19 protein-coding genes and 1 pseudogene are annotated in these 21,757 nt (G+C 61.0%); 10 read left to right on the top strand and 10 right to left on the bottom strand.

The annotated features are described in order from the left end of the window. Window positions 1-10 precede the first annotated feature (10 nt). Together ACVINW_RS30020 and ACVINW_RS30015 are read left to right on the top strand one after the other, a co-directional pair. A complete protein-coding gene (locus ACVINW_RS30020; RefSeq protein ID WP_456754604.1) occupies window positions 11-226 on the top strand; it encodes a hypothetical protein in 216 nt (71 codons plus the stop codon). A gap of 384 nt (window positions 227-610) precedes the next feature. Further along, window positions 611-874, top strand: coding sequence for a hypothetical protein (locus ACVINW_RS30015; protein ID WP_456754603.1), 264 nt, complete (start codon window positions 611-613; stop codon window positions 872-874). A gap of 234 nt (window positions 875-1,108) precedes the next feature. On the opposite strand, the gene ACVINW_RS30010 is transcribed toward ACVINW_RS30015, so the two are convergent. Further along, window positions 1,109-1,333 carry a hypothetical protein gene (locus ACVINW_RS30010; protein ID WP_456754602.1) on the bottom strand — a complete coding sequence of 75 codons (225 nt, stop codon included), beginning with the start codon at window positions 1,331-1,333 and terminating at the stop codon, window positions 1,109-1,111. 177 nt (window positions 1,334-1,510) lie between these two features. Here ACVINW_RS30010 and ligD point away from each other — a divergent pair, with 177 nt between their 5' ends. The 4 genes from ligD (at window position 1,511) to ACVINW_RS29990 (ending at window position 8,701) form a co-directional block, all read left to right on the top strand. Next, entirely contained in the window at window positions 1,511-2,434 is a 924-nt protein-coding gene (gene ligD, locus ACVINW_RS30005; RefSeq protein ID WP_456754601.1) for a non-homologous end-joining DNA ligase, read from the top strand. A gap of 282 nt (window positions 2,435-2,716) precedes the next feature. Further along, window positions 2,717-3,487: a hypothetical protein gene (locus tag ACVINW_RS30000; protein WP_456754600.1), complete on the top strand. Its 771-nt coding sequence runs from the start codon at window positions 2,717-2,719 to the stop codon at window positions 3,485-3,487. Window positions 3,488-3,725: 238 nt separating this feature from the next. Continuing rightward, entirely contained in the window at window positions 3,726-7,409 is a 3,684-nt protein-coding gene (locus ACVINW_RS29995) for a hypothetical protein (protein WP_456754599.1), read from the top strand. Between the two features lie 74 nt (window positions 7,410-7,483). After that, window positions 7,484-8,701, top strand: a complete 1,218-nt coding sequence (locus ACVINW_RS29990) for an NAD(P)/FAD-dependent oxidoreductase (protein ID WP_456754598.1) — start codon at window positions 7,484-7,486, stop codon at window positions 8,699-8,701. 129 nt (window positions 8,702-8,830) lie between these two features. Here ACVINW_RS29990 and ACVINW_RS29985 read toward each other — a convergent pair whose 3' ends face one another. Further along, entirely contained in the window at window positions 8,831-9,838 is a 1,008-nt protein-coding gene (locus ACVINW_RS29985; RefSeq protein WP_456754597.1) for a PAS domain S-box protein, read from the bottom strand. 236 nt (window positions 9,839-10,074) lie between these two features. Between ACVINW_RS29985 and ACVINW_RS29980 the strand changes: the two genes are divergently transcribed. Continuing rightward, the gene (locus tag ACVINW_RS29980) at window positions 10,075-10,464 is read left to right on the top strand and encodes a KTSC domain-containing protein (protein WP_456754596.1); all 390 of its coding nucleotides are present in this window, start codon (window positions 10,075-10,077) and stop codon (window positions 10,462-10,464) included. A gap of 5 nt (window positions 10,465-10,469) precedes the next feature. Continuing rightward, a complete protein-coding gene (locus ACVINW_RS29975) occupies window positions 10,470-10,853 on the top strand; it encodes a hypothetical protein (protein ID WP_456754595.1) in 384 nt (127 codons plus the stop codon). Window positions 10,854-10,902: 49 nt separating this feature from the next. Here ACVINW_RS29975 and ACVINW_RS29970 read toward each other — a convergent pair whose 3' ends face one another. The 3 genes from ACVINW_RS29970 to ACVINW_RS29960 form a co-directional block, all read right to left on the bottom strand. After that, a complete protein-coding gene (locus tag ACVINW_RS29970; protein ID WP_456754594.1) occupies window positions 10,903-11,718 on the bottom strand; it encodes a hypothetical protein in 816 nt (271 codons plus the stop codon). 6 nt (window positions 11,719-11,724) lie between these two features. Further along, a complete protein-coding gene (locus ACVINW_RS29965) occupies window positions 11,725-12,216 on the bottom strand; it encodes a hypothetical protein (protein WP_456754593.1) in 492 nt (163 codons plus the stop codon). A gap of 359 nt (window positions 12,217-12,575) precedes the next feature. Continuing rightward, window positions 12,576-12,893 (bottom strand): hypothetical protein, encoded by a 318-nt coding sequence (locus ACVINW_RS29960; RefSeq protein WP_456754592.1) that lies wholly within the window; start codon window positions 12,891-12,893, stop codon window positions 12,576-12,578. A gap of 652 nt (window positions 12,894-13,545) precedes the next feature. Between ACVINW_RS29960 and ACVINW_RS29955 the strand changes: the two genes are divergently transcribed. Both ACVINW_RS29955 and ACVINW_RS29950 read left to right on the top strand, forming a co-directional pair. Further along, window positions 13,546-14,247 (top strand): recombinase family protein, encoded by a 702-nt coding sequence (locus ACVINW_RS29955; RefSeq protein ID WP_456754591.1) that lies wholly within the window; start codon window positions 13,546-13,548, stop codon window positions 14,245-14,247. 837 nt (window positions 14,248-15,084) lie between these two features. Next, window positions 15,085-15,384, top strand: a complete 300-nt coding sequence (locus tag ACVINW_RS29950) for a hypothetical protein (protein WP_456754590.1) — start codon at window positions 15,085-15,087, stop codon at window positions 15,382-15,384. Between the two features lie 624 nt (window positions 15,385-16,008). On the opposite strand, the gene ACVINW_RS29945 is transcribed toward ACVINW_RS29950, so the two are convergent. The 5 genes and pseudogenes from ACVINW_RS29945 to ACVINW_RS29925 form a co-directional block, all read right to left on the bottom strand. Beyond that, on the bottom strand, window positions 16,009-16,488 hold the full coding sequence (locus tag ACVINW_RS29945) for a hypothetical protein (protein ID WP_456754589.1): 480 nt from the start codon (window positions 16,486-16,488) through the stop codon (window positions 16,009-16,011). A gap of 674 nt (window positions 16,489-17,162) precedes the next feature. Continuing rightward, window positions 17,163-18,044, bottom strand: a complete 882-nt coding sequence (locus ACVINW_RS29940) for a hypothetical protein (protein WP_456754588.1) — start codon at window positions 18,042-18,044, stop codon at window positions 17,163-17,165. A 196-nt stretch (window positions 18,045-18,240) separates the two neighbouring features. Then, window positions 18,241-19,461 (bottom strand): annotated as a pseudogene (locus ACVINW_RS29935) (ComEC/Rec2 family competence protein); the annotation flags it as partial. 124 nt (window positions 19,462-19,585) lie between these two features. Next, window positions 19,586-19,972, bottom strand: coding sequence for a YybH family protein (locus ACVINW_RS29930; protein ID WP_456754587.1), 387 nt, complete (start codon window positions 19,970-19,972; stop codon window positions 19,586-19,588). 45 nt (window positions 19,973-20,017) lie between these two features. Next, window positions 20,018-21,700 (bottom strand): glutamine--tRNA ligase/YqeY domain fusion protein, encoded by a 1,683-nt coding sequence (locus ACVINW_RS29925; RefSeq protein WP_456754586.1) that lies wholly within the window; start codon window positions 21,698-21,700, stop codon window positions 20,018-20,020. Between the last annotated feature and the right edge of the window lie 57 nt (window positions 21,701-21,757).

The raw sequence follows: 21,757 nt of genomic DNA, 5'->3' as shown, positions 1-21,757 counted from the left end.
CGCGACTAAGATGTACAAAGACGCGATCATGGACGAGTTGAGGCAGATTGAACTCGACGTGGTCGAAGGTGAAAGGCGGCTCGCTGAGCTTGAGGCGTTGCTGATCGAATCGAAGCGGCTGAATCAAAACGTCACCAAGGTTGAAGCCGAACTCGAAGTGATGCGCAAAAATCAGCTCGACAGAGAGCAGAACCGCCAACGCCTGCTTTCGCTTCTACACCCCTAGTAGGCATTATTGATGACCCCCCGAGAGCGCAAAGACATGCCTTGGATTATCGCCGCCGCCGCTTTGTCTTTAGTCGTCGCGGCCGTGGCGGGAGGAATGACCTATTTTCATTAGCCAGATCGGGTGCCTGCAGGGGGCGAACCCGCTCGTTTCACTCCTCCTTCGGAGGGTAATCCGTTCCAAACTTCTGTACAAAACAGCACACGCGAGGCCCCGGCTTCCAATCCCTCTGGACGCCAGGGCCTATCACCCGCCTCTCCGTCATGATCGTCCGCACAAAACATTGTTCTTAGCTACACCACGTGCTGCGCCCGTCACTGCGCGTTCTAGGAACGACTCGGACCCCACCGGTTTGCCGGATGGGGCACATTCGGAGGAATACCCATGAGAATTACGAAAGTGGTTTTGGCGACGGCGTTTATCTTTGGATCGATTGCAGCGGCGTCCGCTCAAGGTGGAGGCGGCGGCGGTGGTGGGGGTGGCAATTCGCCCTCTCAGAAGAGCGGTCAGGGCGCTTCAAGCAGCCCGGCGTCGGCAAATCCTGGCGCAACGGCCAATGACACTGCCGAAAAGGGTGGGATGAAGAGCGGAACGGGAATGAAGAGCAGTTCTCATAAGCGCCATAAACGCCATAAGAAATCGATGTAGTGCTACATTGACCTGGAATTTTGGTCCCGCCGCCAAAGAGCGTCGGGACCATTTATGCGGGACGTGCGATGCGTGCGCCCGCCGACCAGAACGTGCCCATGGAGCCGCGACCTTTTGACCATCTCGCGCACGTCCTGAACCCTATCAATTGGTCAGCAATGCAGCTGCTCAGAGCCATGGGCTCAGAAACATTATGAGCTTCTGGCCATGAGGCATGCCGGTTGGCAGATTCGGTTAGCGCCGCCGGGCGACCCAGATCCCGATCAAGAAGGCGACGAAGAGCGACTGCAGGGGCGCTTTCACGGCAACCTCACGCAAGCGCTCGGCCAAGCGCAGAGCAACGTCCTTCGAAGGCTGCTGCGGCTGTCGACCGGGCGCTTCGAAAGTCCGACTGCTGCCGTCCTGCTCCTCGATTAGCCCAGAAGCTTCCGTCATGGCCGAGGTTTCTTTCATGTCCATGCGGCTCTCCTTATTGCAGGGCCAGGCGGACTTCCGCGTCGGCTTCGCGGTGAGCCGCTTCGCTGTCGTTCTGGCAAAACGCAAGCTAAGATCGCCAGTTCCAATTGCGGACCTCGATCGACGGAACGATCGCGACTGTGACAGTTTGAATCAGCTCATCGTTTGTGGAGTTGCGTTGTGGCGTTTCAGCGGAGGAAGCCCGAGCCGATCGGGACCAAGGCGCGCTTTCCCGGCTTCATCGCGCCGGCACTGGCGACGCCGATCGAGAAGGTGCCGAGCGGTACCCGCTGGATTCACGAGATCAAGTTCGATGGCTACCGCGTCCAGGTCCACCTCGCCAACGAGGAAGTGAAGATCTTCACCCGGCGCGGGCACGACTGGACCAAGCGCTTCAAGAAGGTCGCCGAAGATGCCTGGCACATCTCGGCCGCCTCCGCGATCATTGACGGTGAGATCGTCGTTCCGGCTGCAGATGGCACCACCGATTTCTCGGTGTTGCAGAACGAGTTGCGCGGGCACTCGACCAGGATCGTGCTGGTGGCTTTCGATCTGCTCTATCTCAACGGCCGCGATCTGCGGAAGCTGCCATTAACTGAGCGCAAGGCCGTGCTGAAGAAGCTCATTGCTGGCACGGAGATTCAGTTCAGCGAAAGCTTCGAGGTCGACGGGCCTGAGATGTTCGCCCATGCCTGCAAGCTCGGCTATGAGGGCGTCGTATCGAAGGTCGCCGACAGCGTCTATCCGACCGGCACCCGCAGCCGCGACTGGGTGAAGAAGACGTGCGTCCAGCGCGAGACACTGACCATCGCCGGCTTTGCACTCGACGGCAACGACTGGGACGGCATCTATGTCGGCCGGCGCGAGGGCGGCGAGTTTATCTATGCTGGCAAGGTCGACCATGGCTTTGACAAAGCCTCGGCTGCCGATCTCCGGAAGCGCCTGACCCCGCTGATCCGACAGACGCAGCCCTACACCAAGCGCATCCGGCACAAGGGAATCTGGGTCGAGCCAAAGATCCTTGCCGAGATCGAGTACCGGGCCAGATCCGCCGAGGGGAAGGTGCGGCATCCGTTCTTTCGTGGCGTGCGGGAAGACCTATGAGTGAGCCCGCCTGCATCCTGTGTGACGATACCGGCTGCGTCGCGAGAACCACCCGGATCAGCCTTTGGATCGGCAATCATGCTTGTCGGTGCGGCGGCGCCGGTGCTCCCTGCCCCAAGTGCAACAGGCCGAAGCCGGACAATGAATCTCGTCGGCTGCCACGAGGGTTTCGGAGCATGTTCCGCGGGCGCGGCCGCCGATAAGTGACGCGGAAAGGTTAACTGCACGCCTGACGTGTAGAATGCTTGCTCGCTAGGAAGGTGCGAGATAGTCTCTCGACCATTGCAGGGCAAAAACATTTTTGTGGTGACGCGTTTGGAATTTCAACAGACTGAGCGCGGCCCCGATTTGAGTCCGTACCGGTCCAGCGCAGAGCGCAAACGTCTTTTCGATCCAGGTTTGCGCTGGATCATCGCAATCGGGTGCGCGATCGCTGCCTTCGCGCCATTTGATACGATATTCGCTGCGGCCACCTTCGGGAGCATGCTTGCCCGAATCGCGCTGATTGCCGTCATGGCCTGGACAGGCTGGCTCGCAGCATCACGATCCGGATGCGGCCTACACATCGAAGGACATAGCGCCAAGCGTCCATTCTGGATCGGCACTATGGCTGCGCTCGCCGTCGCGGTCTATGTCGCCGTGCTCGATTGTTACCTGTTCAGGGCGAAGTTGCGGCCCGAACTCGTCGAGCTGCTGCAGCAGCCGCTCTATGTGCGACTCATCGGCTTCATGATGCGCGCCTTTCTCGAGAACATCATCTACCGCCTTTTTGTGTTTTCCGTCCTCGCCTTCGCGCTGAGCAAACTTCGGCTGGCCTCCACTCCGAACATCGCCGTGGCGATGATCATAGCGCAATGCATCAATATCTCGTTCAACGTGGTGGTTTTGGAACCCGTCACCGCGTCACTTCTGTTTTACGACGCCATCCGCTACGTCGCGCCCGGCGTACTCTGGGCGTGGCTCTATCTCCGCTTCGGCTTCGTAACGGCTGAGGTGGCGTCCGTGGGATGTCACATATTCCTGCAGCCAATGTTCAGCGGATTCCTGCGCTAGCTTGAAGTTTCATTGTTTAGTCGATGTCGGACAGCTCTGCTGGGCGCGATCTGCTGGTCGCCTGTTGCGCTGGCCATCTCGTCACCTCTCGCCTACTGTTGAGGAAGCACTGGCAGCCAAAAAATTTCGCCGCCGGGGACGCTCCACCGCGATCCGCAACCTCAAGCCACCAAGTTCCTATAAACGCAATTGGGCGCACGCTCGGACGAGAAATTGATCCCGTCAGAGAGGCGCCGCTATGGCCAAGAACTATACCCTCCCATCGTTCGATGACATGACGGACGAACGTCCCCTCATGTTCGATGATCTTCCGGATTGGGCCGGCAAGGAGTGGGATCAGCGCTTCCCGCGAGCTGATGCTGCGCCGGTTCAGACTTCAGGTGAAGACCAGTGGGCCGGTGAGGAGTGGGATCGGCAGTTTCCGCGGGCAGACCAGCAACCACAGCGCCGCGCAGCACCGCAAAATGGTGAACAATCCTACTTGTCCGACGCCGACGTCGGATTGCTGTCCGACGATCAGTGGCCGGGAACGGAGCATCCGCCGGAACGCCCCCAAGCCGAGAGCAAGTTAAAGACATTCGGGCGCGAGGCTGCGCATGGTGCCTTGCCAGCTGCCGGCGGTGTTGCCGGTGCCGGAGCGGGCGTTGCGCTAGGTACGGCTGCAGCGCCATTCCTTGGCCCCTTTGCGCCGGCCGGGCCCATCATTGGCGGATTGATCGGTATGATCGGCGGTTCTACCGCGACCGATAAAGCGCAGGCGATCGCCCTTGACGCTATTGGCTTCAACGATGACGCGCAGCGTGCCGCCAACATCCAGGCGAACCCGAAGACGGCGTTTGTCGGCGGCATTGCTCCGGCCGTCGCAACAATGTCTCCCGCAGCCGGCGCCCGTGTCGGTGAGCGTGTCCTCGGCGGCGCGCTCATGGGCGGTTTCGAGGCCGGGCAGGAACTCTACAACGAAGGCTCAGTCGACCCGACGAAGCTGGCGGTCGCAGGCGCCGCGGGCGCAGCGTTCCCGCGCTTCAACCGCGCTGGTGAAGCCCTGTCCGGCGCTGGCGCTCGCGCAGTTGGCCGCGTCGCCGGCCGCCCCAATGTCGACCTCAACCCAGCTGCCCAGCCGGCACAGGAAGAGGCGCAGGTATCGCAGCAGCCCGCCGTCGAGGGCGAAGCTGCGACCGTCCAGCCCGCTCCTCCCGAGACCGGCGACACCGTAGGCAATCCACAATCCAGTCCGGAGCGGTCGGAGCGCGTTTACGGAAAAGACAACGCGCCGTCCGAACAGGGCGACATGCTGACCACAGGGGATGTGGATCCGGCAACGGCGGCGGCGTTGCTGGATCAACTCGAGGGAAAGCCTGCCCGCCAATCTGCGCCACAGCCAGTACAAGAGCCCAACCAGCAGCAAGTGGTTCGTCCCGCACAACAGGTTGAGGGTGTGCAGCTGCCATCATTTGACGAGATGCCAGGTGAACCCGAACCCGGCGCATCGATGCCGGCCGCCATGAAGGACGATAAAGTCCAGGGCGAAGTCGGCGCCGAAGGACTACCCGGCACGAAGCCCGACCTGCCCGAGACAGTGCGCGACTCCAAGTCGCCCACCGTGCGCGGCCTGATGGACAAGCTCCTGAAAGACGAAGGCGGCTGGGTCGACCACGGCAAGATTGTCGACGACCTGAAGTCCAAGCTCAAGGGATCGGCCTTTCTCCATTCATTCCTCGAGCCGGGACGCAAGCCGACCAAGAGCTACATCGCCCGCGGCGTCCACGATGACAATCTCAGCCCCCAGGAGGAATACGCACGCTCGCTCTCGGACGAACTCTACAAGGTGCGCAAGGCGAAAGAACAACACGTCATTGACCTGCAGAAGTGGGCGGCGTCACTGCCGGAGGAGCTGAACAACCCAAAGACGCTCGAGCGGATGTATTTTGCGCGCGAGGCCGGCAAGATCGGCCAGCTCGATCCGCATGAACAGGCGCTCTATAATCAGCACCTGAAACCCCTCTTTGACGAAAACGACCGGCTTTTCGATCAGGTTTCGAAGCTTGATCCGGACATGCTTGGTCCCAAGATTACGGAACACATCTACCGCATCGGAAAAGGCGACTCGCCGGAGCGAAACATCCTGAACCCGGGTGAGAGCGCCGATCCGATCGAGGGCACGTATGCGCTCGCCACGCGTCCTCGCGGCACGATGCTCGATCGCAAGTTCGTTGCGTTGGAGAGCCCGGAGGGTCGTCGCTATGTCATCTCGCTAAACCATGACGGCTTCACATTGTGGAACAATGGCCGACCGATGAAGGTGGTCGACCCCGGCTTCGAATACAAGAATGGCGAGAGCTATCAGTTGGGTCACCGCGACTTCACGATGAAGGAAGCGACGACACCGGAGATCGAAGAGCACGCCCGCGTGGCCGGCGGCGGCAAGCCCGAATATTACCACAACGCCGCCCTCTCCGCCTCTGCGGCCAATCTCGACCTTGGCGAGATTGCGCGGCACCTGCAGTTCCTGCAGGATCTTAAATCAAACCCCGAATTCCTGAAGCACGCCAAAAAGCCAGGCGAGAAAGCACCGGACAACTACATCGAGACGCGGCTCCAAAACTTCAAGGGCTGGAAGATGGACCCGCAGCTTGCGTATGTCATGGATGACTTCGCCCGCCCAGGGATCAACGAGCCTGCAATCAACCGCCTGCGGCAACTGAGCCAAGCCGTCACCAAAACGATCTTCTGGATGCCGACGGCGCACATCCGCAACGTGGGAGAACATTGGTTCGTTGAGCGCGGCTTCCGATGGCTCCCCGGTACTGGCGGTTATAAAAGCCTCGCCCTGGATGGCCTGAAGGCGATCAAGTCCGTCGTTCGCCAGGACGAATTGCAGAAGCAGTTGCGTGAGAGCGGAGCCGGTACGATCTACGGCGGCGTGATTTCGCGCAGCGCTCTCGAGAATCTCGCAAAGGGATTTGGGGAAGCGGTCAAAAAGAACCCGTCAAGATGGGACCCTATTGCGCGCCAGTTCGGCGTCGGTCCAAGCGATCTTGTGAAGGCTGTTTACAAGGCTTCAAGCCACGCCATGTGGGCCGCTAACGATATGTTTCTCACTCATTCCGTGCTCGAGCACATGCGCGACGGAATGTCGATGCAGGACGCCATCACGAAAGCGGAGCGACACATTCCGAACTATCGGATCCCAACCACCATCATGGGCAGCAAGCAAGGAGCGCGGATCTTCTCTCAGATTTTGTCCGAACCTACTTTCATGGTCTTCGGCCGCTACCACTATGGGGTCTTCAACTCCTACGTCAACATCGCCAAGGACCTCGTGCGCGGATCTCGCGGCAACAAGCTGGACGCGATCGGAAACTTGTTCGCCATGGGGCTGCTCTCATTCGCCGTCTATCCGGTTCTGGATAAGGCCGCGCGGTGGATCAGCGGCAACGACCACGCAAGCGCCTCGCGGCGCGGGCCTCTCGCGATCCCGTACCATCTTTACGAAGCGGCACGGGGCAAGGAAAACCTCACCACGGCAGCACGCGATACATTCACCCTGTCTCCGGCGCTCTCGACAGCCATGTCGCAGCTTTCAGGTCTCGATTGGCGCGGGAAGCCAATCATCGAACCCGGGGATGTTGCCAAGGCCGCCCGTGGCGATTGGCGCGGTGCAGCTAGAGCGGTCGCGCAGGAGGCTGATTTCCTGGGGCGCGGTCTGGTCTCGCCCTACTCCACCCTGACCACTACGATCAACAAGAACCAAAGCATCGCCGGCGGCCTGCGGGACCAGGCTCTCGATATCAGAAACCCGAGTCAGGGCGCGATCCGCTACGACCAGCAACTGCCCAGGAAGCTGCAAGAATCGGCGATCAACCGCCAAAAACATCCTGTTGGGCTAGCTGAGCGATTGGCGAACAAGGTCACTCGGCCCTAGGACAGCGGAGTGGTCATGTCCCACGCCGCGTGTTAATCTTGGTCATCGCCATCGTATTTCGAGGTCATTGCACCATGATTAGCAAGGCCGACGCGATTATTATTGGTTCTGGCGCATTGGGCGCGGCGACTGCCTACTACCTCAGCAAACGTAATGGCCTCAGCGTCGCTCTGATCGATAAGCATGAGATCGGATCGCAAACGTCACCCCGCGCGGCAGGCATGGTGAGCTGCGTTCGCAAAGGCGAATTGATGATAGGCCTCATCAAGGACGCATGTCGGAAGATCGAAACGTTCACGGAAGAAACCGGGCAGCCTCTAGATTGGGTGCACTCGGGCAGCCTCAGAATCGCGCGTCGCCCGCAAGACGCGGAGGTTATCAAGGGCGACCTTGAGCGAGGTCGCCGCATGGGCCTTGATGTCGAGTTGATCTCTCCAGAGCAGGCCAATCGGCTCAATCCATTCTTGAAGCCGACAGGCGTTGAAGCGGCGATGAGGATAGGTGACGACAGATACTTCGACCCGGCGCAGGTTGCCATTGGCTTCGCCAAGGCCGCCGCGGCTAATGGCGCAATCTTGCTACCAAAGACCGACGTACGTGCCGTGAACATCGTCGGCGGCGCGGTGATCGGCGTGACCACGGCGAACGGTGTCATTGAAAGCCCTGTCGTTGTCGATGCGGCCGGCGCATGGACGCGGCAGGTCGCGGAGGCAAGCGGGATCCGCGTGCCGCTGGTGCCGACACGGCAGCAATTGATCGTCACCGAGCCCCTGGATGGCGCGCGTGCCGACCTGCCGATGATCCGCATCATGGATGCCGCCGTGTATGTACGCCCGTGTCAGGGTGGATTCCTGTGGGGCGTCTACGAGGAAACGCCGCGCTTCTTCGATATGGAGAAGCTTGGGACCGGCTTCGACATCAAGGACATGCCGCTCGACATCGGCGTGCTTCATGCAGCCGCCGATGAGGTGAAGGATCAGCTCCCGTTCCTACAAACCGCCAAGGTGCGCGAATTGCGCGGCGGCATTCCGACGATGACCTCTGACGGCCACCATGTCCTCGGCCCAGCCGACGGCGCGAGCGGCTTCTATTTTGCCAGCGGCTGCAACGTCGCCGGTCTTTCGATCTCGCCGGCCGTCGGTGAGGCGCTTGCGGCCTGGATCGTGGACGGCAAGCCGCCTGTCGATCTATCACCGATGTCGGTCACTCGGTTCAAAGACCAATCGTGGTCTGAAGCACAATTGCAAAAGGAAGCCGCCTGGCAGTATCGGCACTTCTATGGTGCGGTCTGAATGCTGCTTCGGATCAAGCCGCGAAGAACTCAGGTTGAACACATCTTGTCCGCCCTGCCGCGCAAGCGGACCACCGTCAAGCACGGCTCAACCTCGCAGATGGGCTAAGAAGCCAGTTCGGATGGGATTTCACGTCGGAACGGCGACTTCGCATTCAAGGCCTTCCGAGCGCCAGTCAAAGCGCACCATACCGCCAAGTGGTTTGATGGTTCCTTCGATGAGGCGACTACCAAAGCCCTTGCGTTGTGGCGCATTTACGCTCGGTCCGCCCAGTTCGGTCCAGCGGAGCACCAGCTGTCGATTGTCGGCGCGCGACCAGGCCAATTCTATCCAGCCTTTTTTGTCGGATAGCGCTCCATACTTGATAGCATTGGTCGCCAACTCATGCAGGACAACAGCAATCGCTTGCGCCGCGGTAGGTTCTAACACGGTTTGAAGACCGTCCATCCGGACCCGCGTGCCGTCTTCATCAAGATAAGGGGCAAGTTCCTGCTTGGCGATCGCCGAGACTTCAGCGCCTATCCACCGCGTTTCAACAAACAGCGAGTGAACATTTGCCATCGCTTGGATACGCCCGCTGATCACCTCCTTGAGACCTTCGGAAGTGTCGGACTGAGAAAGATTGATGATTGCCTGTACGTTCGAGAGGATGTTCTTGCTTCGGTGCTCCGCCTCGCGAGCGAGAATGCTAATCTGCTCCTGAGCCCGCTTCTGCTCGGTAATATCCCTGGCAATCTTCGATGCGCCAACGATGTTGCCGTGGGCATCTTTGACCGGAGAAACAGTGAGCGAAACGGCGATTGAGCTACCATCCTTACGTCGCCGAACAGTCTCAAAGTGGTCGATCCGTTCACCACGTCGGATGCGCGTTAAAATCTCACGTTCTTCGCTTAGCCGCTCCTCGGGAATCACAAGCGTAATGGGCCGACCTACCGCCTCAGAGGCCGAGTAGCCAAAGATGCGCTCGGCCGCCTTGTTCCAGCTCGTAATAATGCCGTCCAGATTCTTGCTGACGATCACGTCGTCGCTGGACTCAACTATAGAGGCCAGCAGATTGGCCAAGCGCTCGGCACGTTCGCGGGCCGGCTCGTTGACGAGAGGCCCGCGTTGAAGTCCCGACTGGTCTTTGGATATCAATGGGGAATTCCCGAAACGTGGATGCTGCACTGCCGTTAGCGACTAATCATAGCACCAAAAACGGCCTAAATGTCTCCGTTGGATCCGAAGCAGTAAGCCTAGGTTAGAGCAGACGCCGGACTCGGTTTTAAAACACTCCCTGGGCCGGTGCTTTCGCCCGCTGCAGCAGCACCTGAAATCCGCTTGCGCGCGCCCTGAGGTTGCGCTTGGATGGAGTCTGGCCTGGAGAGCGAGTTGTGCGCATACTGGCGTTTGTCGCGCTTTGCGGCGCATTGGTTGCCGCGTCTGCGAGCGCTGAAACGGTCGACGTCAAATATCGGGGCGCGGTTGATCTCAAACCGTTCGCCTGCACCGACATAGCCCGTAGCAGCTTTATTCAGCGCGTCTGCTACGACAAGGCGCAGAGCTATATGCTCATCAATCTTCGCGGCACATACTACCACTATTGCGAACTACCGCCGGCCGTACTCGACGCATTCCTTGCCGCGCCTTCGATGGGACAGTTCTACAATCAGAACATCAAGGGTACCGGTGCGGATGGGCCGTATGACTGCCGAACGCATAGGGTTCCGAAGGCCGCCGCGCCTGATCCAGCAGGCATTGCTATGGCGTTACTGGGAGATTGAGGCTCATGGCTGACCTGTCTCCGCTGATACTGATCGTTGCGACGCTGAATTTAAATATCTCCGAAAGGATCAACATCGTCTCTCAGCCATCGCAGAACCTGGACCAATGTCAGCAAGCTGGCGAACTTGCAATTAAAGCCGGGACCCAGTTGGCGGGCTCTTGGTCTTCCTATGTGTGCCACGACAACACTCGCCAACAGGCAATAATGCGCGCGCTGGGCGTGATTGCCTTTGTGAAATCAGACGGCAACATAAAAATATCTGAGGGCTACAAGCTGACGATGGAGGAGTGCAAGACCATGGGGATGGCGACAGTCGCGACAGGGTTGTTCCCGAGGGGAAGTTGGGTTTGCTACGACTTGAAAGACTTTGAGCAAGCCCCACCGTAGTGAACGCCGCGCTACCCAATGTTGCTAGTGGACAACGACATCCCCGCTCCTATAAAATCGCCATGACTGAAAAGCTTGGTTTAGCCACAGGCGGTGATGCGAGCCCTGAGAAGGCCGTTCGCCTCACAAGCCCCGCATACCAAAAGGCCCATGGGTCGGCGCCCCACGCCAGCAAACCCTGCGGAGATACGGCATCGGCCGAGTACATCACGGCAGAGATCAGCGCCAAGCTGGCGTGCGTGGTGGCCTGTCCGCCGATATAAAACGTCGCCGCGGCCGGTGTCGTCAGGGCGTTCACGCCGAAGGTCATGCCGGACCACGTCTCACCGGTCAGAAGATCGACCATCACGCCTGCCCAGCACGCCGTCGAGACGGAAGCGGATGGGTATTCGCTCATCGCGACAAAGTATGGTCGTCCCACCACATAGCTAGGAAATCCGGTGATGGCCTGGACGTTTCCGTGCGTGTAAATCTTGAACAACAAGCCGCTGCTGGTTGTCAGTCCGTAGTCATTATTGCTCGACGCCCCATTGCCTGTGTAGAATACGCCCCCAAACGTCACTGACGCATCCTGAGGCGTAACGATCGCAGCCATGGTCACGCCAGAGACCGGCGTGTCTATGATCCCTGTAGCAGTGAGCCCTGCCCCACTCGGGAAGTACACGCCGGCACCTTGAAGCGGTGAGATCTGAGCGACCGGCGATCCGCTGACGGTAGCTCCCTTTCCTGTCAGCAAGTTCACAAATGAATTGCCAACCGGAACACCGACATAGCGCAGATGCGGCGTATAGGCAGGATGATCGCGATTGATCTCGGCCCGGAAGCCTGGATAGACCAATCGATTGCGCGGGATAATTAGCCCCATGACCGATCATGCGTTCAGGTTTTGATTGTATGTTCGGTATTTCACGGTTTGTGTTCCGCTGGTCAGCGCAAAGCCAGAATTGTTCTGGAGCGCGAGACGGAACGAGCCCGGCGGCAGCAGAATTCCCTGAACAGCGCCCACCAGCAATGTTTGCGACGCCGCAGCTATCAGCGGAATTACACCGCACGGCGCGAACGTTGGTGTCACCGTCGCCTGCGTTCCAGCCGTCAATTGCCCGTCACCATACGTCGAACTATCATCAAGCAATTGATAGAGCCACAGCGCCAGTGTCGCGCCAGAGGCAATTGTCGATGACGCAATCGCGCAGCGCACCGACACGTCCATAAACTGATCGAGATTGGTACCGTTGGCGATGTCACTGACGGTAGACAGAACCGTCTTGCCGTTTGCCATCGACACGAGATCGGAGGAATTGATGCCGGTGGTCCAGGTTAGCCCGGCGCCATTGCCCCCGGTCCATGCAGTACGACTGGTCATGGGGTCTTCTCATCTACGGGCACCGACCCGTTGTTTAAACGCCAGGTCAACAGACCAAGCGAGATCAACCAATGTGTCGGCCTCCTTGCGGCTTCGTTTACAAATTCGGTTTCGAGGTCCTAGGTATTTTTGGGGCACTGTTAAGCGCGCGCGAGGCCCCCGGCCTGTCCAGCTACCCCCAGGGAGGTCCATCGAGCGCCTACGCGTGAAGCCGGCGCGGTGTGGGGCGTCGTTTGGATCTCGAAGCGCTGCGGGAGAAATTTAGAATTTGGACGGCGCGACGATCAGCGTTAGCCGGGATGCCCGCCGCGCACTTCGGGTGAAGTTGATGCTACAGCCATCAGTTCTTCATACGCGCGTCACGGAGCCGACGTGCTCCGAAACGCACGGGCGAGCTTATCTCGTATGACAATGAACCAAGCCCACAGCTTCGCAAACCAGTGAAGCTTCAGCAGCTTTGGCTTCACCACCGCGAACAGTCGTTCCACAATGAGTAGACTGGCGGCATACGCTGCGATGATCATCGCTGTGCCGCTGATCCAGTGGCCTTCACCAGCCACCGCTAGAGCGATGAGTTTCAAAGGCTCAACCAGACAGACCGGTACGGCTAACAGCGCGAGTGATTGGTAGGGACCAAGTTTCTCTATGGCTTGCCGCAAGCTAGTCACTCCCAACATACGCATCTCCCCCCTCATACGGATCCGTCCGCCGAGATTTTTTGCCGCCGGTCGCGCCACAGATCCGCCGACCTACGTTTATTTTCCGACTCGAGCCCGGGGGGGGGTCCCGTCGCGGCCAAGAGCTGACATGGCTAACAACGGGACCAGCGCAGCCAGTTGACCAAGTGCGGCGCGCGCTTTTGAGGCTGCAACTGTGCTGCTGTGCTTTCGTTCCTGGGCCGACCGGGAGCAACGTGTCGGGCTCGCAGCTGTCGGGCGGCCACGGGGACCTCGCCGCCAGCGCGCGCGTTTACGCACCCCATGACCACCATAGACATCATTCGCGTTCGCGACGGGACCTATGCCGTCACCCTCAACGACGACGTCGTCGCGGTCGGACTAACCAAAGCCGCCGCGTGGCGCGCGGCGGAGGAGCTGGTGATGTCCGACACCGCCGAGGACGCGCTTCTATCCCCCGCCCCGCGTCCCCAGCACCGGCAAGGCCGGACAGCGAACTCATGGCCTACGCAGCAACGCGGCCCGCTTGAAATCAGATGCGAGCGGCGTTCCGCTTGCGGAGTACCTCGGCAAGGTCGAGCAGACCAATCTTGCTCATAGCCCCGGTTTGTAGTATTTTCCTGAGATATAACTACAAATCATGGTTAAGGCCATGTCCGAGCAAGAGAAACGCCAGCGTAAGGCAGCCATTGGTTACACGCGGACCAGTTCGGCCGCCAACGTCGGCGACGACAAAGACTCGGTGGTTCGGCAGCGCAAAGCCATACAGGCGTATGCAAGCCGCGCGGGCTACCGCATCGTTGCCTGGCACGATGATCCGGCCGTCAAGGGCGCCGATGCTATCGACGCCCGGCCGGGCTTCGCGGCGGCCTTAGAACAGATCGCCGGCAATGGCATCCGCACCATCATCGTCGAGACTGCCAACCGCTTCGCTCGTGATCTAATTGTGCAGGAAACCGGCTTCCGGCGCCTGCAGGCTGACGGCATCACGCTAATCGCTGCGGACAAGCCGGACTCGTTTGTCGACGATACACCGACCGCGGTGCTGGTGCGGCAAATCCTTGGTGCTGTAGCGCAGTTCGACAAGGCGATGACGGTGGCAAAGCTACGTGGCGCCCGTGAGCGCAAGCGCCGCTCTGGCGCCCGTGTAGAGGGCCGCAAGCCTATCGCTGAAAGCCATCCGGAGGCCGCTGCGATGGCTCGGCAGCTGCGTGCACAACAGCCACGCATTTCCCTGCGGGACATCAGCAAGGCGATGGCGGAGGCTGGCATCGTCACCAAGCCCGGCAAGGGAAAGAAGCGGCCCGGCGGACAGTCCTACAGCGCGAGCGCGATTGCGGCGATGCTGGCCTGATCCTCCTCAGATTCGCCGGCTGCGCGGCTTGCCGGCAGACCTAGCGGGCGGCCCGCGCGTCACGTCGACAGAAGCAAGGATGTGCCAAAGGCCAACAAGCCGGCGGATGCCACCACCAGGCCGTCGAACATCGCACAGAGAACGTCGAATTCGCGTTCGTGCATCTGCCAATCCTGCGCTTGCTGACTGCGTCTCCCAAACTGATACACCCGGCTGGGGCTCATAACCCAGCAGCTAAGGGTGGTACCGTAGTCGCACGGGGGCGTAGTCCCGCGCCGGAGATTGAGGCAGCCTGCCCCCATGATCTCGCGCTTGGCGCCGGGGCGTGAGGGCCTAAGGGCGTTTGGGAGTTATTGGCTCCGCTTCTCGGTCCATCTCAGTATGCCCAGCACGAGCATGCCGATCGGCCAAACAATGAAGATAACTCTCTCCCAATCTTTGTACGCCCGATATTGATCAGCGGTATGAGAATAGCCCCGCGTCGAGCAATAGGCGCTATGGCAGTCGTGCGGTAGGCAGCCGCCATTCGCGCACTCCCGAATTGGACCATCTCCAAACCGGCCCGCACCGTAGATGAACAAAATCATCATGGGGACGCTGACCACCCAGGCAATGGCCCGCCGACCAGACTTGAATGAAAACCTCCAACCCATGCCGCCGAATATGCGCCGTAGGCCGCCGACATGCCAGTGTGGAAGATTTGTGGACCGCCCCGCCTGCCCGGCACGACCGCTGCCAGCGGGCCTCGTAAGATAAGCGCTACCTTGTCCCGATAAGTCCAGGACAGCGGGGCCGCGGGCTCTGCCGTTCGCGATGACCAGGCCAAGAGGGGATAGAATGAGCTTTGCCAGCAGGATGAAAGAGGCCAAGGCGCGGCTCGAGGCTGCCGAAGGGTACGATGATCCCTGGTGTACGCAGCTCGAGCCCGAGCTGAAAAACGTGGAGTCCATTTCGACCCACGCCATCATGGATCTGCTCCGAGTCAATGCAACGACTGCCCGAGGGCGACGCCTTGCCGCCGTCATGCGCACGCTGGGCTACGTGCCGATCCGAAGCCGCCGCCTGATGCCTGGCGGGTTCAGAGACACGTGTACGCGCGGCTGGGCCAAGCCCCTAAGGTCCAGTTCGGCGCACTGAAAGAAAAGAGCCGGAACGGGTTACCGGCCGAATTGCGCGCCAAATGCACCAGACATACCTCTCCCCCTTTCCGCCTTCAGTATGGGGCCAGCCCTTCCTGAAGCTCCTGACTAGGGAGAGGACCTCGTCGGCCCCGCGTACTAGTTTGCCCTTCCGACCCTCATGGGGTTCAGCACGGCGTTGCCCCCGCCGTGTCCGCCCGCCAAGCCCTTCTGGAAGGGGCCGGCGCTTGAGACGATTTTTTCGGCTCGTCTCGCAAGACGCCCGGGGCGGGTTGTCATCCCGCTGACGGAGCGACTTGCCTTGCAACCGTTCCCGGGGTTACCGGGCGCCTGAAGGCCGCGGGAAGGAATGGGGACACCTGAACCCGCGTGTTTTGATTCCGGTTCGATCAAACGATCGTCGAGCACACCGGCGTCACTCACCGCTTCGAGGTGCGGTGCCCTGCGGTCATTCATCTGCGGATGCGAGGTTTGGCCTCACGTTGCCGGCGACAGGATCATGGCCGATCTCGACCTGTCGCTATTCTCGCGACGATCGGCTGTGGTTCGTTTGATTTGCGGCGGGAGCCTCCGAGCAGACCCGCAATCACGTGCCACGGCCGATCGAACGTGGTGGTTCGTATCAGCGCGTGGGCCCGCCAAAGCTGGGTATACCCAGCGCATCGGTGAGCTTGTCGATGAATTCTTGCTGGCAGTTGGGGGCAACGAAGATCAAGTTGTCCTCGCCCGGCCATTGCCTCTGTCGAATTACGAGATCGCCGCTGTCGTTGAAGTAGATTGCAGTGGCTAATTGCTCCCGGAGCACCATCGCCCCGTCGACAGACCAATCGAAGTCATCTCGAGCGCCAGCGGCTGGCACCTCGGCGGCTGGGGAATTTCCGCGCTTCAACTTCCCCACTGGGGAATTTTGAATTTCCCCACGGCGCGCCCTGACGGTCTTATGGTCGCAGCCAATTTCTTCTGCGATGGACCGAGCGCTGCGCGTTGGATCGGTCGCTATCGCCGCATCGATTGCCGCGCGCGTTTCCGCCCTGGTTGCTTTGTGGGAGGTTAGATTTTCCTTGCGTTCTGAAACGGCTTCTGCCAAAGATAGCACATTCATATTTCGATCCCTGTCGAGATGTGGTTGCGATGCTCTCCCTAGGTGGTGGCCGAAAGAGAGTAGTGAGAGTTTCAAGGCGCCTCCGGCTTCGTCACCCGGGGGCGCTTTTGTTTTTGAAGTACAACTCGGAAGACACAGCGCTCCTCCGAGCGGAGACGCCCTGCCATCGATCAGACATGTGCACTATGGTGTGTGGTGGTGGGAGGCGTTTGTGACCGCGGCGACGCAGCGATGAGTGACTCAACCCATCGGTCCAAATCAGAGGCCCTGTAGAACGGAATCCTTCCTACATGGATGACGTCCGGTCCAACTCCACATGATGCGTACCGCGCGAGCGTTTGCACACTGCGGGCAATTCCGAAATTGTCTAGCAGGTAGTCTGACGCCTGACGTCGGCGAAGCAGTTTGCGATTTTCCATGATGGCCACCGTTTCGAGTTTCTCGGGATCGCCGAGCGTTGCCTTGCAATGTTGTGGGTGGTGCTTGTGGCTTCGTTTACGGGCCATCCGCGGCGGCGGCGCCCAAGTGCGACGGCGGCAGCAAGGCGTCGCGGTCGCGAGGGCATCCGGGGCTCTGGCGACGTCCGTATCGAAAGCAGCCCAGCGCCGCCTCATGGAACACCGTTACGAAACGGCGACCTTGAATATCGTCACCCGATGATTTGCGATTCCTGCTCATGGGCCGGCCCTCCAGCCCGATAGGATCGTTTGCAGGGACTCCAGCTCAGCGGCGTTGACTGTTTCGCAACGTGCCCACGCAACGGGCTCGATTAGCCCCCTGACTGCTGCCTCGACACAGTCGCGGAGATCACGCGGATCCATCGCGTCGAGTTCCCAACACCGCTGACCGTATCGTTCGGCGAACCATCGATAGCGGGGGTCCTTGCGCTTGTCCGAGACCGGGAACGACGGCAGGCCGATCACCTGGTTCGCCGTTAACGCAATCCGCCTGAGGTCGATGTGACTGCCGCCGTACTCAGCGAGTCGCTGCGGCAGATCGTGCTCGGACATGAACAGGCCGCTCGGATCGCGGTCCCCAACGTAGAGCGCCACCATGGGACGCCCGTCATCGTCGCCGGCGATATCATAGACCGCGGTCGCGCTGCCAAACCCGTGCATGACACGAAATCCAACCGCGTAATGGTCGAGCACGGGTTTTAGGACGCCCCGGATCGTGCCTTTCTCAGACCAGACTTCAACGCGGCAGGGCTGCTGATCCCAGAAGTCGCGGCGATAGGACCGGGCAACGGTGCGAGCGTATGCTGCGGGATCTTTCCACGTCGATACCCGCTCGAGTTCTCGGGTCTCGTCGACGATCCATTCCCATGGGATGAGACCTTGCTCGCGCGCAATCCGCAGCAGACGGTAAACCTTCTGCATCTCGTTGGTGGACATGGACGTGATAAGCCCGCGCGTGAACAGCTTGTAACCGATGCCGCGTCCGGTGATCGGCTGAGCCTCCTCGGCGATGTCGCGCATCTGCGCAATCAGATCGAGCGAGGCCTTCGCCATGCCGCGGCCGGGCTTTTTTGATCCTGTTTGAAAATGCTCATTCATGACAACGCCACCACGGAACAAGCCAAGAACACGCTCCGGGACTTTTTCCGGGACTTTGCGCCGTCAGACCCTGATTTTTGCTGTCTTTCGGCCTGTTTTTGTTCGCGGAGCCCTATTCCGGTCGGCCCGCAAAACTCAAACAATTCAATGGGTTTACAGGTAAAAACACGGCCTGCGCCGCTTACGCATTCCAGTTCTGGAAGCTCGGATGCACCAGCGCCTCCGGCGCAATCGCGAGCACGATCAGCGCCGCCACCGCCAGCGTGCGGAAGGTGATGGCGCGGCGGTCGACCATCACCGCGATCAGCACCACCGCCGTCATGAAGAACGATCGCTGGGTCGCGACCTCGGCTCCCGACAGCAGCAGATAGAACGCCGCGGCGACGAGCGCAGCCGCCGCCGCCCATTTCTTGATCGGGTATCCCGCCGTCAGCGCCGGAAACAGCGCCAGCAGCGCGCGGATCGTGAAAAACACCACGCCCGCGACCACGGCCATGTGGTAGCCGGAGATCGACAGCACATGGCCGAGCCCCGAGATGAACATCGCATCGTTGACCGGCGTCGTGATCGCGTCGCGCCGGCCGGTCAGCAGGGCGGTCGCGATCGCGCGCTGATCGCCGTCGAGCGTCGTGCGGATCCGCGCGTCGATGGCATCGCGCAGCCACTGCATGAAGGCGGCATAGCGCAGCGCGAGGCCGCCGGCGGCCGGCGGCTCCCTGGTCTTGACCGCGCCCATCGCGAAGCCGGAGGCGCCGATGCCCTGGAAATACAGGTCGCGGCCGAAATCATAGGAGCCCGGACGTTGCGGCCCGAGCGGCGGCATCAGCCGCGCCTTCAATTCCACGAAGCTGCCGACGTCGGGCGCGGTGCCCTTCTTCACCGAGAGCCTGACGCGCTCGAGTTTTGGCACCTCGCGCTGGCTCTCCATCGATACGACGCGCAGCACGAAGCGGTCGGTCTTCTCGCGGATATCGCGCGTCTCGACGAAGCCGGTCAGCGCTACGGAATATATCGGACGCGCCAGCACGCCGTGGGCGATCCGCGCCGTCTTCCATGTCGCCATCGCAAAGCCCGCAGCGACCGCAGCAAGTATCACGACGGCGGGAAACACGCTGCGCCGCCGCAGCAGCAGCGCCAGCAGGCAGAGCGCGATCGCGACGCTCGCCGCGACCGGCAGCACCGGCTCGTGCTCTGCCGCGAAGTAGAACGCAATGCCGGTGCCGAACGCCACCGGCACCCACGGCAACAGCCGTCCGGCGCCGGCTTCCGCGCGCGCCCATTGCCGCAAGGTCTCGACGTAAGGCCGCCAGATACTGGCACGTACCGGAAGATAGCTGCCAACCGGCGCAGCCGCCCGCGGCGGCCACGTCCCCGCGTAGCCGCGTTTGCCGCCCGGCGTCGTGCCCTGCTCCGCCATTCCGCTCGCGATCCCTGCCGGGCAGCAGGCTAGCGGATGCCGCAGTCACCCGACTAGCGGAACGGAACCGAAACACGCAACCGAAGGCTGTGATCTCCGGGGACAGGGGACGCGCTGAGGTGCGCTAGATCAACGGCGTCTGTGACGAGACGTGATGGCAGGCGATCTTCCAGCCGCCGTCCTCGCGCGCGATCACCCAGGTGATCTTGACGGCGAGCGAAGGCGCATCGCCGTCGAGAAAGAACGACGCGATGCCCGCCATGTTGACGAGATCGGTATTCACCCGCTCGGTCCTGACCTCGCTGAAGCGAACGCGCGGCGCCTGCCAGCGCGGCAGGCCGTCGAAATAGGCTTTGACGTCGTCGCGGCCGCGATACAGCGTCGGGTTCGAGCCGAAGAAGAACGCGTGCTGCGAGTACAGCGCGGCAAGCGCCTCCGCGTCGAGCTTGCTGAATCCCGCGGACCATTTCGCGACTATGGCGGAGGCGATGTCGTCGCTTTCACTTGGCATCGATCGCCCCGTCAGCTGTCCTTGCCGGACTGTTCTAGCCCTTGTCTAACCCTTGTTGCCGCCGACTTCCTTGGCGAAGGTGTCGCGCAGCCCGATGGTGCGATTGAACACGAGCCTGTCCGGCGTCGAATCCGCGTCGCGCACGAAATAGCCCTGCCGCTCGAACTGCATCACCTCGGGCGAATTGCTCTCGGCGATCGCAGGCTCGACCCGCGCATCGCTGAGCACTTCCAGCGACTGCGGATTGAGGTCGGCGACGAAATCGGCGGCGTTCGGGCTCGGATTGGCGAACAGCTGATTGTAGATCCGGATCTCCGCCGGCTTCGACTGCGCCGCCGGCAACCAGTGCATGGTCGCCTTGACCTTGCGGCCGTCCGGCGCGTTGCCGCCCTTGGTCGCGGGATCATACGTCGCGCGCAGCTCGACGATCTCGCCGGCGTCGTTCTTGATCACGCCGGTGCACCTGATGAAGTAGGCGTAACGCAGCCGCACCTCATTGCCGGGTGACAAACGGAAGAACTTCTTCGGCGGATTCTCCATGAAGTCGTCGCGCTCGATATAGAGCTCGCGGCCGAATGCGATTCTGCGCGTGCCGGCGTCCGGATTGTCGGGATGGTTGATCGCCTCGATCTCCTCGACCTGCCCTTCCGGATAGTTCTCGATCACAACCTTGAGCGGTCGCAGCACCGCCATGCGACGCAGCGATGTGCGGTTCAGCTCCTCGCGGATGCAGAATTCGAGCATGCCGACATCGACCACGCTGTTGGCCTTGGCGACGCCGATGCGCTTGATGAATTCGCGCACCGCGGCCGGCGGCACGCCGCGGCGCTTGAGACCGGCGACGGTCGGCATCCGCGGATCGTCCCAGCCCGAGACGTGGCCGTCACGGACCAGCTGGGTCAGCACACGCTTGGACAGCAGCGTGTAGGTCAGGTTCAGCCGTGCCATTTCGTACTGGCGCGGCTTCGAGGGCACCGGCAGCTTGTCGAGCAGCCACTCATAGAGCGGACGGTGATCCTCGAACTCCAGCGTACAGATCGAATGGGTGATGCCTTCGATCGCGTCCGACTGGCCGTGGGCGTAGTCGTAGCTCGGATAGATCGACCATTTGTCGCCGGTGCGCGGATGGTGGGCGTGCAGGATGCGGTACAGCACGGGATCGCGCAGGTTGATGTTGCCGGCCGCCATGTCGATCTTGGCGCGCAGCACGCGGGCGCCGTTGGGAAACTCTCCGGCCTTCATGCGGCGGAACAGGTCGAGGTTCTCCTCGACCGAGCGGTCGCGGAACGGCGAGTTCTTGCCCGGCTCGGTCAGGGTGCCGCGCGACGTGCGGATCTCCTCCTGCGACTGATCGTCGACATAGGCATAGCCGGCCTTGATCAGGCCTTCGGCCCAATCATACAGACGGTCGAAATAATCCGACGCGAAGAAGAGGTTGGTGCCCCAATCGTAGCCGAGCCAATGGACGTCGGCCTGGATGGAGTCGATGTATTCCTGCTCCTCCTTGGTCGGATTGGTGTCGTCGAAGCGCAAATTGCACTGGCCGCCGAACTCCTGCGCGATGCCGAAATTCAAGGCGATCGACTTGGCGTGGCCGATATGCAGGTAGCCGTTCGGCTCCGGCGGGAAGCGGGTCACGATCCGGTTGTGCCTGTGGGAGGAGAGATCGGCCTGGACGATGTCGCGGATGAAGTCGCGCCCTGCCTCTGCCGTCGTGTCAGTCGTCATCAAAGGGTTCCCTGGAGGAGTCAGTTCAACCTTCTGCCAAATTCGTGCCCTCCGGCC

The organism is Bradyrhizobium sp. USDA 4461, from assembly GCF_054055655.1.
Note: the sequence above shows the minus strand (reverse complement) of the source record. Positions and strands in the feature narration are given on the sequence as shown.

Excerpts from the sequence above, each read along its gene's own strand:
- ACVINW_RS29995 (WP_456754599.1), top strand. The coding sequence starts at position 3,726 with ATGGCCAAGAACTATACCCTCCCATCGTTCGATGACATGACGGACGAA.
- ACVINW_RS29965 (WP_456754593.1), bottom strand. The coding sequence starts at position 12,216 with ATGACCAGTCGTACTGCATGGACCGGGGGCAATGGCGCCGGGCTAACC.
- ACVINW_RS29990 (WP_456754598.1), top strand. The coding sequence starts at position 7,484 with ATGATTAGCAAGGCCGACGCGATTATTATTGGTTCTGGCGCATTGGGC.
- ACVINW_RS29960 (WP_456754592.1), bottom strand. The coding sequence starts at position 12,893 with ATGTTGGGAGTGACTAGCTTGCGGCAAGCCATAGAGAAACTTGGTCCC.
- ACVINW_RS30010 (WP_456754602.1), bottom strand. The coding sequence starts at position 1,333 with ATGGACATGAAAGAAACCTCGGCCATGACGGAAGCTTCTGGGCTAATC.
- ACVINW_RS29970 (WP_456754594.1), bottom strand. The coding sequence starts at position 11,718 with ATGGGGCTAATTATCCCGCGCAATCGATTGGTCTATCCAGGCTTCCGG.
- ACVINW_RS29940 (WP_456754588.1), bottom strand. The coding sequence starts at position 18,044 with ATGAATGAGCATTTTCAAACAGGATCAAAAAAGCCCGGCCGCGGCATG.
- ACVINW_RS29950 (WP_456754590.1), top strand. The coding sequence starts at position 15,085 with ATGAGCTTTGCCAGCAGGATGAAAGAGGCCAAGGCGCGGCTCGAGGCT.
- ACVINW_RS29975 (WP_456754595.1), top strand. The coding sequence starts at position 10,470 with ATGGCTGACCTGTCTCCGCTGATACTGATCGTTGCGACGCTGAATTTA.
- ACVINW_RS29925 (WP_456754586.1), bottom strand. The coding sequence starts at position 21,700 with ATGACGACTGACACGACGGCAGAGGCAGGGCGCGACTTCATCCGCGAC.
- ACVINW_RS29945 (WP_456754589.1), bottom strand. The coding sequence starts at position 16,488 with ATGAATGTGCTATCTTTGGCAGAAGCCGTTTCAGAACGCAAGGAAAAT.
- ACVINW_RS30020 (WP_456754604.1), top strand. The coding sequence starts at position 11 with ATGTACAAAGACGCGATCATGGACGAGTTGAGGCAGATTGAACTCGAC.
- ACVINW_RS30015 (WP_456754603.1), top strand. The coding sequence starts at position 611 with ATGAGAATTACGAAAGTGGTTTTGGCGACGGCGTTTATCTTTGGATCG.
- ACVINW_RS29930 (WP_456754587.1), bottom strand. The coding sequence starts at position 19,972 with ATGCCAAGTGAAAGCGACGACATCGCCTCCGCCATAGTCGCGAAATGG.
- ACVINW_RS29955 (WP_456754591.1), top strand. The coding sequence starts at position 13,546 with ATGTCCGAGCAAGAGAAACGCCAGCGTAAGGCAGCCATTGGTTACACG.